This is a genomic window from Companilactobacillus kimchiensis (assembly GCF_001438805.1).
Classification (GTDB): Bacteria; Bacillota; Bacilli; order Lactobacillales; family Lactobacillaceae; genus Companilactobacillus; species Companilactobacillus kimchiensis.
In genome coordinates this window covers 1-13,065 of the sequence record NZ_JQCF01000016.1, presented here as the reverse complement: position 1 = coordinate 13,065, position 13,065 = coordinate 1, and the positions used below count along the sequence as shown (strand labels likewise).

General features: G+C 35.7%; 13 protein-coding genes. 12 read left to right on the top strand and 1 reads right to left on the bottom strand.

What is annotated here, in order from left to right; genetic code table 11:
* Positions 1 to 33 precede the first annotated feature (33 nt).
* Positions 34 to 777, bottom strand: a complete 744-nt coding sequence (locus IV57_RS08475) for an SDR family NAD(P)-dependent oxidoreductase (RefSeq protein ID WP_057881091.1) — start codon at positions 775 to 777, stop codon at positions 34 to 36.
* Positions 778 to 864: 87 nt separating this feature from the next.
* Between IV57_RS08475 and IV57_RS08470 the strand changes: the two genes are divergently transcribed.
* The 12 genes from IV57_RS08470 (at position 865) to IV57_RS08415 (ending at position 12,788) form a co-directional block, all read left to right on the top strand.
* Entirely contained in the window at positions 865 to 1,239 is a 375-nt protein-coding gene (locus IV57_RS08470) for a MerR family transcriptional regulator (protein WP_057881090.1), read from the top strand.
* 81 nt (positions 1,240 to 1,320) lie between these two features.
* Positions 1,321 to 3,852 (top strand): M1 family metallopeptidase, encoded by a 2,532-nt coding sequence (locus IV57_RS08465; RefSeq protein ID WP_057881089.1) that lies wholly within the window; start codon positions 1,321 to 1,323, stop codon positions 3,850 to 3,852.
* Positions 3,853 to 4,145: 293 nt separating this feature from the next.
* Positions 4,146 to 6,356 (top strand): L-type lectin family protein, encoded by a 2,211-nt coding sequence (locus tag IV57_RS08460; protein WP_057881088.1) that lies wholly within the window; start codon positions 4,146 to 4,148, stop codon positions 6,354 to 6,356.
* Positions 6,357 to 6,494: 138 nt separating this feature from the next.
* Positions 6,495 to 6,767, top strand: a complete 273-nt coding sequence (locus IV57_RS08455; protein ID WP_157051939.1) for a hypothetical protein — start codon at positions 6,495 to 6,497, stop codon at positions 6,765 to 6,767.
* A gap of 202 nt (positions 6,768 to 6,969) precedes the next feature.
* The gene (locus IV57_RS08450; RefSeq protein ID WP_057881086.1) at positions 6,970 to 7,707 is read left to right on the top strand and encodes a metal ABC transporter ATP-binding protein; all 738 of its coding nucleotides are present in this window, start codon (positions 6,970 to 6,972) and stop codon (positions 7,705 to 7,707) included.
* 2 nt (positions 7,708 to 7,709) lie between these two features.
* Positions 7,710 to 8,561: a metal ABC transporter permease gene (locus IV57_RS08445; protein ID WP_057881085.1), complete on the top strand. Its 852-nt coding sequence runs from the start codon at positions 7,710 to 7,712 to the stop codon at positions 8,559 to 8,561.
* Positions 8,558 to 9,493, top strand: a complete 936-nt coding sequence (locus tag IV57_RS08440; RefSeq protein WP_057881084.1) for a metal ABC transporter solute-binding protein, Zn/Mn family — start codon at positions 8,558 to 8,560, stop codon at positions 9,491 to 9,493. The genes IV57_RS08445 and IV57_RS08440 overlap by 4 nt, the downstream gene beginning before the upstream one ends.
* A 200-nt stretch (positions 9,494 to 9,693) precedes the next feature.
* Positions 9,694 to 10,353, top strand: a complete 660-nt coding sequence (locus tag IV57_RS08435) for an ArsR/SmtB family transcription factor (protein WP_236704349.1) — start codon at positions 9,694 to 9,696, stop codon at positions 10,351 to 10,353.
* A gap of 145 nt (positions 10,354 to 10,498) precedes the next feature.
* Positions 10,499 to 10,813, top strand: coding sequence for a thioredoxin (trxA, locus tag IV57_RS08430; RefSeq protein ID WP_057881083.1), 315 nt, complete (start codon positions 10,499 to 10,501; stop codon positions 10,811 to 10,813).
* 14 nt (positions 10,814 to 10,827) lie between these two features.
* Positions 10,828 to 12,174 carry a dihydrolipoyl dehydrogenase family protein gene (locus tag IV57_RS08425; protein WP_057881082.1) on the top strand — a complete coding sequence of 449 codons (1,347 nt, stop codon included), beginning with the start codon at positions 10,828 to 10,830 and terminating at the stop codon, positions 12,172 to 12,174.
* A 12-nt stretch (positions 12,175 to 12,186) separates the two neighbouring features.
* A complete protein-coding gene (locus tag IV57_RS08420; RefSeq protein WP_057881081.1) occupies positions 12,187 to 12,495 on the top strand; it encodes a thioredoxin family protein in 309 nt (102 codons plus the stop codon).
* A 2-nt stretch (positions 12,496 to 12,497) separates the two neighbouring features.
* Complete coding sequence (locus IV57_RS08415; RefSeq protein ID WP_057881080.1) at positions 12,498 to 12,788, top strand: hypothetical protein; 291 nt, start codon at positions 12,498 to 12,500, stop codon at positions 12,786 to 12,788.
* The last annotated feature ends 277 nt before the right edge of the window (positions 12,789 to 13,065 follow it).

The window sequence follows — 13,065 nt, the reverse complement described above, 5'->3', positions numbered from 1 at the left end:
TTTCACGTAATGTGATAAGTGAAGGTTATTTGTTTACCAAGCTACAGGTCCATGGGTATTAGAAAAAGTGGCAGTATCCTTATTATCAAAATTGGTAGCTAATTCAACCGTTCGAGCAACACCAAAATCAATTGGTTTAGCACCCATTTCTTTAGATTGTTCAGGAGTTGAACCGCCAAATTCAGTTGCGACCATTCCTGGATCAATCGAATTAACGGTAATTGGAAAGTTCTCTTTATTAAGTTCCTTAGCCAATTGTACAGTAAACATATTAAGCGCTGATTTAGATGCTTGGTAGCCAACAGCGCTGGCACGATATACTTCTGATTCAGGATTTAAAGCTTCAGTCATGGATCCCATCATGCTAGAAATATTAATAATTTTTGCTTGTTTGCTTTGTTTTAAAAGTGGTAGAAATGTTTGTGTAAGATTAATTAGGCCAAAAAAATTTAAATCGAAATCAGCACGGAGTGAATCTTGGGAAATTTCTGAAGGTTTTTGCCAATGATCAAATATGGCTCCAGCATTGTTGATTAGGATATCCAATTTTCCATATTTGTCGGTAATAGTTTTGCAAGCAGATTTGACTGATTGATTGTCAGTTACATCTAATTGAACAACGTCTACATTTTCTATGCCAGCTGCTGCAGCCTGTCCTTTGTTAAAATCTCGTGAGCCCATAATGATTTGTTGCCCCTTTTTACTCAGCTCTTTAACAAGCTCTAATCCCATACCACGATTGGCTCCAGTTACTAAAGTAATAATTTTGTTATTCATATTTATTTCCTCTCACAATTATATTGTTAGTTATTCTAGCACGCTGGTGTTACACTAGCGCAAGCAAATGATTTCAGGAGATAAATTATGCATTCAATCAAAGAAGTTGCGGATGAATTTGATGTCACCTATGATGCACTAAGGTATTACGAAAAAGAAGGTTTATTGACGAAAGTTCAACGTGATACCAGAGGTCGTCGGGAATACTCTGAAGCTAATTTAGAAGAGCTCAGCAGAGTTACACATTTGAGAAATCTGGGTGCAACGGTGGCCGAGACTAAACGAATGATGGAAATATTTGATAATGCTGAAGATGTATCAGCTTACGATGAAGGAATAGCCTTTTTAAAACGGCTAGATACTGACCTTGATCATAAAATAGAAGGTATTAAATCCCAGAAGAATTTTTTGCATAAAAAAATTGCTCGAATTACGGCTGAACGTAATAAATTACAGATATAAGTGACTTTTTATTGAAAGTAAGATAATGTAAAGATTATAATAAATTAGAAAATAATTAAAAAAGTATTAAAAGGGGAACTCATGTCTGAAATAACTCGCTTTTATGATACATTCCAACCAAAACACTATGATATCTTCATTGATGTTAATCGTGAAACTAAAGAAATCTCTGGTACAACTAAGATCAATGGTGATGCTAAAGCTAAAACCATTTCTATCAGCCAAAAATTTCTAGAAATCGAATCAGTGCAGGCTGACGATCAAGATGTACCTTTCACAGTTGATAACAAAAACGAAGGTATTCATATTAATCTTGAAAAAACTGGTGAGACTACTTTGGTCATCAGTTATCACACTAAATTAACTGACTCAATGATGGGTATTTATCCTTCATATTATGAAGTTAACGGTGAAAAGAAAGTTATTATCGGTACTCAATTTGAAACTACTTTTGCCCGCCAAGCCTTCCCATGTGTGGATGAACCTGAAGCTAAAGCTAAGTTTGATATTGCAATTAAATTTGATGAAAAACCTGGCGAAACAATTATTGCTAATATGCCAGAAATCCGTGAAGAAGATGGCGTTCATTATTTTGACACAACTGTTCGTATGTCAACTTACCTAATTGCCTTTGCTTTTGGTGATCTTCAATCAAAGAAGACTAAGACAGCCAGTGGTGTTGAAGTTGGTGTCTTTGCTACTAAAGCTCACAAACCTAACGAATTAGACTTTGCTTTGGACATTGCTAAACGTGCCATTGAATTCTACGAAGACTTCTATCAAACTCCATATCCATTACCACATTCATGGCAATTAGCTTTGCCTGATTTCTCAGCTGGTGCGATGGAAAACTGGGGTCTAGTAACTTATCGTGAAGCTTACTTGATGATCGATCCTGACAATACTGCGCTTGATACTAAGATGCTTGTTGCCACAGTTATTACTCATGAATTGGCTCACCAATGGTTCGGTGATCTTGTCACAATGAAGTGGTGGGATAATCTCTGGTTAAACGAAAGTTTTGCCAACATGATGGAATATGTTTCAGTTAATGCTATCGAACCTGACTGGCATGTTTGGGAAATGTTCCAAGAATCAGATGTTCCCGCTGCTTTACAACGTGATGCTACAGATGGTGTACAATCTGTTCACGTTCAAGTTAATAATCCTGCTGAAATCGATGCTTTGTTTGACCCAGCTATCGTTTATGCCAAGGGTGCCAGAATGTTAGTTATGGTTCACGCTTTATTAGGTGATGACAACTTACGTAAAGGTTTGAAACAATACTTTGCTGCCCACAAGTATGGTAACGCTGAAGGTGATGACCTATGGGATGCCTTAGGTGATGCTTCTGGTATTGAAGTTGGTAAGATTATGCACTCATGGCTCGAACAACCTGGTTATCCAGTGGTTAATGCTTCAGTTATTGATGGCAAACTTACTTTGTCACAAAAACAATTCTTTATCGGTGAAGGTAAGGATGAAGGCCGTCTATGGCAAATTCCTTTAAACAGTAACTATGATGTTGCACCACAAATCATGGCTGATCAAACAATTACTTTGGGCGACTACGATGAATTACGTCAAGATGCTGGCAAACCATTTCGTCTAAATGTCGGCAACAATTCACACTTTATCGTTAAATATGATGATGCGTTGTTGAAAGATATTTTAGATAACATTGATACAGTCGACAATATTTCCAAACTAGGTTTGCTTCAAGATCAACGTTTACTTGCTGATGCTCGTGAAATTTCATATGCATCTATCGTGCCATTGTTACCTGGCTTTGCCGACAGTGAGTCAACAATCGTTAATGATGCGTTGTATCGTGTAGCTAACAATTTGAAGAAGTTTGTCAAACCAAATTCTACTGAAGAAAAAGCTTTGCAAGCCTTCTATGACAAGTTGAGTGCTAAACAAGTTGAACGTTTGGGCTGGGAACCAAGAGCTGGCGAATCAAACGACGACCAATTAACACGTCCATATGTCTTGAACGCTGCTTTGTATGCTGATAATAAAAAAGCCATTGTTGCTGCTCATGACTTGTTCACTGCTAATAAAGATAATTTGGCTGGATTATCAGCTGACATTCGTTTGTTAGTTTTGAGAAATGAAGTTAAGAACTACGGTAGTGTCACATTATTCAACAATTTGTTAGATGAATATCGTAAGTCATCAGACCCAAGTTATAAAGCTGATGTCTGCGTTGCTGCAACTAATGTTCAAAAGACTGAGTTGATTGAAGAATTGATCAGACAATTTGAGGATGCTAATACCGTTAAACCTCAAGACCTTCGTGCTTGGTATCGTGGAGCTTTGGCTAATAACGAAGCACAACAGGCTGCTTGGGATTGGATCAGAAATGACTGGTCATGGCTTGAAAAGACTGTCGGTGGTGACATGGAATTCTCAAGTTTCATCACTGTAACAGCTAATATTTTCCATACACCAGAGCGTTTAGCTGAATTCAAAGCCTTCTTTGAACCAAAAGTTAATACACCAGGTTTGACTCGTGAAATCCAAATGGATATCAAGATTGTTGAAACTAATGTTAAGTTGATTGAAGACGAAAAAGCTGCTGTTAACGCTGCGATTTCCGCTAATAAATAATAAGATTTAAACGAAAGTATCCCTAATAAATAGGATACTTTTTTTTTGTATCAATTATAAAAAATGGTGTTTAAATTGTAAGTATAACTATTTTTATTAAATATATGAACTATATATTCATCGTTAGTAATATATTGCTTCGTTAGTAATATATTGCTTCAAATGAGCTATAAAGAACAAATTAGTGTTAGAAGCATTTATAATATAAATAAAATGATAGTTATTATGAAGGTGATTTTATCAAAAAACTAATTAGTTCATTTATGCTTTTAACCTTAGGGGTTTTAATTTTAATGATTAATTTTAATGAGCAAAGTGTATCAGCAGCTTCACAAACATCTTTAGGAACAGTTTTATCTAATAATCCTAATAGTAGTGATGGGGTCGATAGGACAGTTCCTGATGGATTAAGCAATATTACTACTTGGTTCAATGTCCCTAATATTGCTAATAATAATACTCAGATTTTAACTCCAGGAGTAGGGGAAAATAAAAGTAACGCTGATGTTATTAAATTGACTCAATATGGTTCTACTTACCCCGTGGTTGTTAAAATTGGTGCTATTTGGGCTAAAAGAGATCAAACCGAGGTAGACAATCGTAATTATATTGATATTAATAAGAAACAAACTATGTCTATGTGGATGTTTTTTGGAGGTGTAGCTGGATTATCCGGAGCTAAAGATACAGGTGACGGGATGGCTTTTGTACTTCAAAATGATAATGACAGTACATTTACTAGTATTCCTAAGGGTGGTTTTAAGGGTGAATCTTTAGGTGTCTGGGGATCAGAAACTAGTGTTAAAGATTCATCGTCAACTTTAGCCAATCTAGCCATTCAAAATAGTTGGGCTTTGGAATTTGATACACATCCTAATTATCACGATGGTGCTGGTAACAATTTTGATGATTATCCAGGTGTAGGTTATACTACGAACCATATTGCCGCTAATTATCCAGCTGATCCAGCAACATATTTGGTTGGTAGTAGTAACGGTGCACAAATGGTTCATTTGAATCCATATTCTACCGTGTCTGGTGCAACATATCCTAAAAACTTTTTAACAGATGATAGATGGCATCATGTAACAATGACTTGGAATCCGGCAACAAACAGTTCTCCTACTGTTGCTACAATAAATTTGAAATATGATGATAAAACAATTGATGGTATTTCAAAAACTCCAACAATAAATCAGGATTATCCAATTAAATTGGATGAATTCAATTTGGGTAGTAGTAATCAATTGTATTGGGGATTCACAGGCTCAACTGGTAGTGATACTGAAAATAACCTAGTAATCTTCGAGTCAATTCCGGCTATTGTTGAGGCTGAAGCAAATTCAACTATGTATGATGAGACATCGGATCGCTATATTGATGATGTGACAACAGAAGACCCTAATCGTAATGTGGTTTATGATGGTGATAAAGTTGATATTAATTATAACCTCAGTTATTCCAGTGGTTCTAAACCTTGGAATAATATTGTGGCTGATATAAAATTGCCAGATAAAATTGATTACGATAGTGCGTTGATTACCTATAAGGATACAACTGGTAAGGAAACGGCTGAGTCGATGGATGAATTCAGCGGGATGACTAATAATGAAGTAAAACATCAATTAGCCCAAGCTCTTTGGAAAAATAATATTGTATCCGCTAAGATTACTTTCAAAGGAACTGTTAACAGTGGATCCGATACGGTTGATACAAATGTTGCATCAGCTCACTCTAGTTTTGATGGGACTGATTTGCAAAAAGATGTTATGACTAAACCATTTGTCATTAAGCACATTGCTAACGTTAAACTGGAAGCTGTTGATAATACCAACGTTGATGCGCTGTTAGGGCAACCAGTTAACCTGAAAGGTAAGGTTTCTTATAGTGATAATACTACAGTGACGCCGTCTAACATGGAAATTCATGCGCGACTGGATGACAGTAGCGATGAGATGGCTATTTCAGATATGTCAGCTAATCCATTTACGTTTAATTTATCGGGTTCTGAATTAACGACTGGGAAACATAAATTGGTTTTATATGTAGTTGATAAAACTACACACAAAGCATCAAATGAAATTACATTTAATATCAATGTTGTTGCTAGTTTGCAATTAACAGTTGCGAAGACCAGTACCTTCCGAACGGTACAGGCATTACCATATGATAAATTGATCAAACGGGCCAATGATTGGCAAGTTATGGTAACCGATACGCGAGCAAATGGTTCTAAGTGGAATCTATCGGCGGAGGCTACACCATTATCTGATGATTGGAAAGGTGGTATTGTTTATGTTGATAAGACTAGCAATGCTGAAGAACCAATTACGGATAACTTAACTAATATTGCTTCAGGTACGAAAACTAGTGAGACACCAACTAGCGTCAGTTCTGATTGGACAGATAATACTGGATTGTTACTACGTCAGACTGGTCAAGTAGAATCAGGGGTTCATAGCTCGACCGTTACTTGGACAGTTGTTGATAGTACAAATAAATAAAAAGAATTAGAGGGCTGAGGGCTTTCTAATTCTTTTTCAGTTTGATTTGTAAATGAAATTTTATTACATAAATATTGGTTTTAGATAAATTCGTATGGTAAATTAATATAGCCTATATGAAAGATTGGAGTTGATTTAGTGATGATGACAGTTGGTAAGTATTTGAAGACAAAACGATTTTTCAAAGAATTAACTATGCGACAAGTTGTGGACACTGCTCAAGATAAATATAATTTTTCCACATCAACTTCGGTTTTGAGTTCAATTGAAACTGATAAAAATCGGGTTATTGATGGAGAATTATTATTAGTGCTATCAGAGATTTATGGTTTTGATATGAATGAATTAAAAGAACTTGTCTTGGACAATTTGAAGAGTAATGGCCGTAAGAAACGTGCTGAAAGAGAATAGAATAATGATATGAAAAAAGTCTTCAGAAAATTTTTTGAAGGCTTTTTTTATATTAATTTAATAAGCCGATTTATATAAATTCATTAAATTAATTAGCACTTAATAATATAATTAATCAAGCCTAACATTTTCGTTGAATCGTCATGAAGTATATGATACTCTTGCATGAGAGCGAGGAAACTCGCCAATAAGGAGGATTCTTATGTTATCAGTTAAGAACCTCACTGTCGCTTACGATGACACACCAGTATTTTCTGATGTTGCCGTTAATTTTAACGCTGGAAAAATCACTGGAATCATTGGACCGAATGGTGCAGGTAAATCAACTTTGATCAAAGCCATTTTGAATTTGATCAAAACGAGACAAGGACACGTCGATTATGACGGTCAACCAATTAAGTCAGTTCAGAAGCAAATTGCTTATGTGGAGCAGCGCAAGGATTTAGATTTAACTTTCCCAATTGATGTTTTTGATTTAGTACTGATCGGAACTTATGGAAAATTAGGTTTATTCAAGAGCCCGGGTAAGAACGAAAAACAAGCTAGCCATGCTGCTTTAGCTCAAGTTTCATTGACGGATTTTACTAAACGACAAGTTGGTAACCTCTCAGGTGGACAGTTACAACGAGTTTTCGTAGCCAGAGCAATTGTGCAACAAGCTGAGATTATTATTTTGGATGAACCTTTCGTCGGAATCGACCTTCAAAGTGAGACAGCCATTATGAAAATTCTGAAACAATGGCGCGATGAAAATAAAACGATTATTGTTATCCATCATGATTTGAACAAAGTGACTAAATACTTTGATGATCTAGTAATCTTGAATCATGGAATTGTTGATTTTGGACCAGCGAAAGAAGTATATAATTCTAAAAATATTGAGAGTGCCTTCAGTGCAGACCTTTCTTCGGTATTATTCTCAGACAAGGAAGGTATGTAGTGATGACATCATTAATTGATTTCTTCAACGCGTTGGGAAAATACGATTTTCTCCAAAGTGCTTTAATTACCGCCGTGATGGTTGGTATTATGTCAGGTATTATCGGTAGTTTTATTATTTTACGAGGTATGTCATTGATGGGGGATGCAATTTCCCATGCGGTGCTACCCGGGGTGGCCGTGGCTTATATGTTAGGTATCAATATCTTAGTGGGAGCGTCACTCTTTGGAGTATTGGCTGCCCTATTAATTGGATTTGTGGCTTCAAGAAGTAAGATCAAGACTGATACCTCAATTGGGGTCGTCTTCAGTGCCTTTTATGCTTTGGGATTCATTTTGATTTCAATGGCTGAAAGCTCAACCAATTTGCACCATATTTTGTTCGGAAATATCCTGGCTGTAAGTGATTCTGATATTATGACCACGGCAGTTGTTTTAGGAATCGTGATTTTATTTGTAGTTATTTTTTACAAGGAATTATTGGTAACTTCATTTGATGAAACTTATGCCAAAACGTATGGTCTAAACGTTCAAGTGATTCATTATGCTTTGATGTTAGTTTTAACATTAGTAACTGTATCAGCCTTGCAGACAGTTGGAATTATTCTGGTGGTAGCAATGTTGATCACACCAGCAGCGACCGCATTTCTCTGGACTGATAAATTAGGTGTAATGTTGATTCTTTCAGCCATAATGGGTGTCGTTTCATCGATTACTGGTTTGTACTTTAGTTACACATTTAACTGGGCATCTGGTCCAGCAATTGTAATTGTGGCAGCCTTGTTGTTTGCCTTCTCATTTATTTTTTCACCTAAACAAAACTTCTTTAGATTAAAAAGGAGCGTAACTCGATGAAAAAAATAATTGTAACTTTTGTAGCAGTTATTGCGATGATAACTGGAGTTTACATGTTCTTACATCATCGAGATGGCAGTGCCGTCAGAGCGAATGATAATGAAAAATTGCATGTTGTAACAACTAATTCAATTTTAGAGGATATGGTTCATAACGTTGGTAAAGATCGAATCAAACTTTACAGTATCGTTAAACGAGGAACTGATCCGCATGAATATGAACCGCAACCAACCGATGTATCTGAGTCAGCCGACGCTGATGTGATGTTCCACAATGGTTTGAATTTGGAGACTGGTGGAAATGGTTGGTTTACTAAGCTAGTTAAAACATCTCATAAAAAATTTGACAAAGAAGTTTTCTCAGCTAGTGAAGATGTTAAGGCTAAGCATTTAACAACCAATGTTAAAGAAGAAGATCCACATGCTTGGTTAGATTTAGAAAATGGTATCAAGTATGTCAGAACCATTACTAATGTTTTAAAACAAAAGGATCCCAAGAATGCATCATTTTATGAAGATAATGCGGATGAATATGTAGCTAAGTTAGAAAAGCTACATAAAGAAGCTCAATCTAAGTACTTAAGTATTCCTGAAAACCAACGGTTGTTAGTTACGTCGGAAGGTGCGTTTAAGTATTTCTCAGCAGCTTATCATGTAAAACCAGCTTATATTTGGGAAATCAACACTGAAGCTCAGGGAACACCGGAACAGATGAAAGCTGTTTTGGGTAAAATCAAAGGAACCGAAGTTAAACATCTTTTCGTTGAATCATCCGTTTCACCCAAGTCGATGGACAAAGTAGCCAAGGAAACAGGCTTAGAGATTTATTCTAAGATTTTCACGGATTCTTTAGCTAAAAAAGGAACAGATGGTGATACTTATTACAGTATGATGAAATGGAATATTGATCACATCTATGATGGTTTAAAATAGCATAAAATTAGTCCCGCAAGTTGATAATAATTTGTGGGACTTTTTATATTCATTGTATCAAGATTTTTATATTAATTATATTTGAATATAATAATAGTGATTAAGGAATTGGGTCTTATCAGATACAGTTTAATTGACGGAATCAGTGTCAATCTGTACACTATTCAATAAATAAATTGAATAGTCTGTGAGGGCATATCATGTTAGATGAAAAAGTTATGAATTATAAGAACAGTTTATATTCGGAATTGGCTAAGATCGGTAAGAGCCTCTCTAGTAATAAACGTTTGGAAATAATGGATCTGTTAACGCAAGGTCCTAAGACAGTTGAAGCTATTGCTGTTGCGACTGGGTTAAGTATTGCCAATACATCACGTCATTTGCAGGTATTACGTGAAGGCAACTTAGTTAAAAGAACCAGGGATAAGAATTTTGTGGTTTATTCATTAGCTACTGCGAGTATCACCAATATGTTTTATCAGTTACGTGATGTTGGCGAGGAACAATTATCAGCGATTAAACAAATTCAAAATAGTTATAATGAGTCGGAAGAAGTTTATACCTTAACTTTGGCAGAGGCTTATGACAAGATGCAACAGAATAATATTGAATTGTTAGATGTGCGTCCACAAGATGAATATGAAGCTGGTCATGTTGATCAAGCCATTAATATTCCAATTGATGAATTGGAATCAGAATTGGATAAAGTTCCGACTGATAAAGAGATTATCGTCTATTGTCGAGGCCATTTATGTGCCTATACGAACATGGCAACGCGTTTATTGAATGACAATGGTCGGCGTGCTTTCAGTTTAAATGAAAGTTATTATGATTGGCAAAGATTTTTAAAAACAAAATAAATGAGTATCCATTAAATTGGATGCTTATTTTTTTACAATCTAAATGGTTGACGAATTAAAAAATGATGATATAGTTTAACTATTCAATTAATTAGTTGAATAGATTTTAGAAATCTTTAAACTAATAATTCACGAGGTAAAAACTATGATAAAAAATGTCACTGATAAAAATTTTAAAAAAGAAACTGATACTGGGGTAACACTAGTCGATTTTTGGGCAACCTGGTGTCCACCATGTAAAATGCAAAGCCCAATTATTGAACAATTAGATGCTGAAATGAAAGGCAAAGTTAATTTTCGTAAGTTAGACGTTGATCAAAATCAACAAACTGCTGGTGAATATGGAATTATGTCGATTCCGACCTTGCTAGTTAAGAAAGATGGTCAAGTGGTCGATAAGTTAGTTGGACTTCATATGAAAGATCAATTAAAAACTGTTTTAGCACAATATACTGATTAGTAATGGAGAAGATGATGGAAAAATTTGATTATGCGGTAATCGGGAGTGGTCCGGCCGCTTTTATGTTTGTTAATGGAATGAAGGATTCTCAGAAGAGGATTGCTGTGATCGATGGCGGTAAGTTTGGTGGGATTTGCCCTAATGCCGGCTGTGAACCAAAGATATTCTTGGAAGGTACCGTTAAAACAGTTTTAGCTTCACGTCAATTATTAGGCAAGGGAATTGAAACCCCAGCCACTATCAATTGGGAAGATTTGATGAAACGAAAGAAACAGATTTTTAACGCTTACCCAGATGGTTCAATCAAAAATTTCCAGGCTAATGGAGCAACATCGATTCAGGAAACAGCTAGTTTTATTGATAGCCACACTTTGAAAGTCGGTGATCAAAAGATTTGGGCTGAAAAGATTGTCATTGCTACAGGACAAAAGCCTAACAAACTGCCAATTGAAGGTAGTGAATTAACCATTAGCAGTAATGAAGTCTTCAATTTGGATACTTTGCCAAAGCGTATTACCTTTATTGGCGGTGGTTTTGTCAGTATGGAATTGGCAGTGATCTTAAACGCTGCGGGCGCTAAAGTAGACATTGTTGAATTTGCGGACAGACCATTGATGCCATTTAATCCAGAACATGTTAAATATGTAGTTGAAGAGATGGAACAACAGGGAATCACCTTCCATTTTAATCATGGAATCAGCCAAGTTGAGAAGATTGGGACTGAATATCAAGTTACCTCTCAACAAGGGTTAGTTTTGAAAACTGATTTAGTCGTCGATGCCAGTGGACGTGTGCCTAACTTGGATAAATTAAACCTTGATAAAATTGGGATTAAAACTGATCGTGGTGGAATTGTGGTCGACGGTAATTTACAAACTAATATGGCAGGAATCTATGCTGCTGGGGATGTTGTCAGTAAGAATCCTAATGTGGCTCCGAAACTAACATCAGTTGCTCAATTTGAAGGTGAGTATTTGAGTGGTTATTTCCAAGGAATAACTGAGAAAGTTATCAAATATCCGGTTACTGCCACAGCTGCCTTTACTTTCCCACAAATTGCTCAAGTTGGAGTTAATGTTGATGAAGCTAGAGAAAATCCCGATTATAAAGTAGTCGATCATCAACATATGGCCGAGGATGATTTCTTTTATACAGGAACGAATGATTATAATGCTCAATTAAGTTTAGTGTTTGATAAAACAAATAGGTTAGTTGGTGCATCTGAAGTTAGTCAGAGTGCCGCTGATGATATTGATAATTTTGTTCATCTGATTGGATTAGGTTTAACGAGAAAAGATTGGGCAGATAAATATTTACCAGTATTTCCCGCCCTCGCCTATAAACTACGATACTTTGCCTAAGGAAAAGAAAATATGAAGATATTAACCGAGAAAAATTTTGATGAAGTATTGGCTAAGCCATTTGCGATAGTTAATTTTTCAACCAGATTCTGTCGAGATGCTGAAAAATGTGCCGCTCAGGAAGAAGCCTTGCAAAATATGGAAGATAAATTACCAAAAGAAGTTTTAATCGGTTCAGTTGATGTGGATCAGAATCCATACTTGGCTGTGAAATATGAAATTAAGAAACTACCTACCACATTGATCTTTAAAGACGGAGAAATAGCGGATTACCTAGAAACTATGCAGGGTGAAGAACCACTAAATAATGAGGAGAACTAGATATGACAATTAAAGCTTATTTACAAATTACGATGAAAATCGACGAAGATAAACGCGGAGCTGCCGCTAAAGTTTATACCGACTATAAGGAACCATTTTTAAATACAATTGGTGGTGCTTTATCAAAAGAATTTTTGATTAGAGATGAAGATGTGCAAGTGATGCATGGCTTTGATAGTGTTGAACATGCTAATAGTTATCTCAAGAGTGATTTATTTTTAAATGATGTCTTCAAAGGTCTACAACCTTTATGGAATCAAGCTCCAGAAGTTAAAATTTATCAGGTTGCTTAACGAAAAATCCCCCATTGCCTTTTTAGAAGAAAAGACAATGGGGGATTTTTTTGAATTCACAAAAAACTCGGAAACCATAGCATATGAGGGCTAACTGTTTCCGAGTTTCTTTATGAATTCCATATAATACTACCTTATTTTTGAGGTTGCAAGATATACGTATTGTCATTTGAAAAAAGTTAGAGTGGAACATAACATGTTCAGCTCTCGAGCATTAAGGCAAAAAAGATGGTAGTAATCGTATTGTGGTTCTTTACCAAGTGTGGCTGTGCAACGC

Coding starts and splice junctions, on each gene's coding strand:
- IV57_RS08475 (WP_057881091.1), bottom strand. CDS start 777: ATGAATAACAAAATTATTACTTTAGTAACTGGAGCCAATCGTGGTATG.
- IV57_RS08470 (WP_057881090.1), top strand. CDS start 865: ATGCATTCAATCAAAGAAGTTGCGGATGAATTTGATGTCACCTATGAT.
- IV57_RS08465 (WP_057881089.1), top strand. CDS start 1,321: ATGTCTGAAATAACTCGCTTTTATGATACATTCCAACCAAAACACTAT.
- IV57_RS08460 (WP_057881088.1), top strand. CDS start 4,146: ATGATTAATTTTAATGAGCAAAGTGTATCAGCAGCTTCACAAACATCT.
- IV57_RS08450 (WP_057881086.1), top strand. CDS start 6,970: ATGTTATCAGTTAAGAACCTCACTGTCGCTTACGATGACACACCAGTA.
- IV57_RS08445 (WP_057881085.1), top strand. CDS start 7,710: ATGACATCATTAATTGATTTCTTCAACGCGTTGGGAAAATACGATTTT.
- IV57_RS08440 (WP_057881084.1), top strand. CDS start 8,558: ATGAAAAAAATAATTGTAACTTTTGTAGCAGTTATTGCGATGATAACT.
- IV57_RS08435 (WP_236704349.1), top strand. CDS start 9,694: ATGTTAGATGAAAAAGTTATGAATTATAAGAACAGTTTATATTCGGAA.
- trxA (WP_057881083.1), top strand. CDS start 10,499: ATGATAAAAAATGTCACTGATAAAAATTTTAAAAAAGAAACTGATACT.
- IV57_RS08425 (WP_057881082.1), top strand. CDS start 10,828: ATGGAAAAATTTGATTATGCGGTAATCGGGAGTGGTCCGGCCGCTTTT.
- IV57_RS08420 (WP_057881081.1), top strand. CDS start 12,187: ATGAAGATATTAACCGAGAAAAATTTTGATGAAGTATTGGCTAAGCCA.
- IV57_RS08415 (WP_057881080.1), top strand. CDS start 12,498: ATGACAATTAAAGCTTATTTACAAATTACGATGAAAATCGACGAAGAT.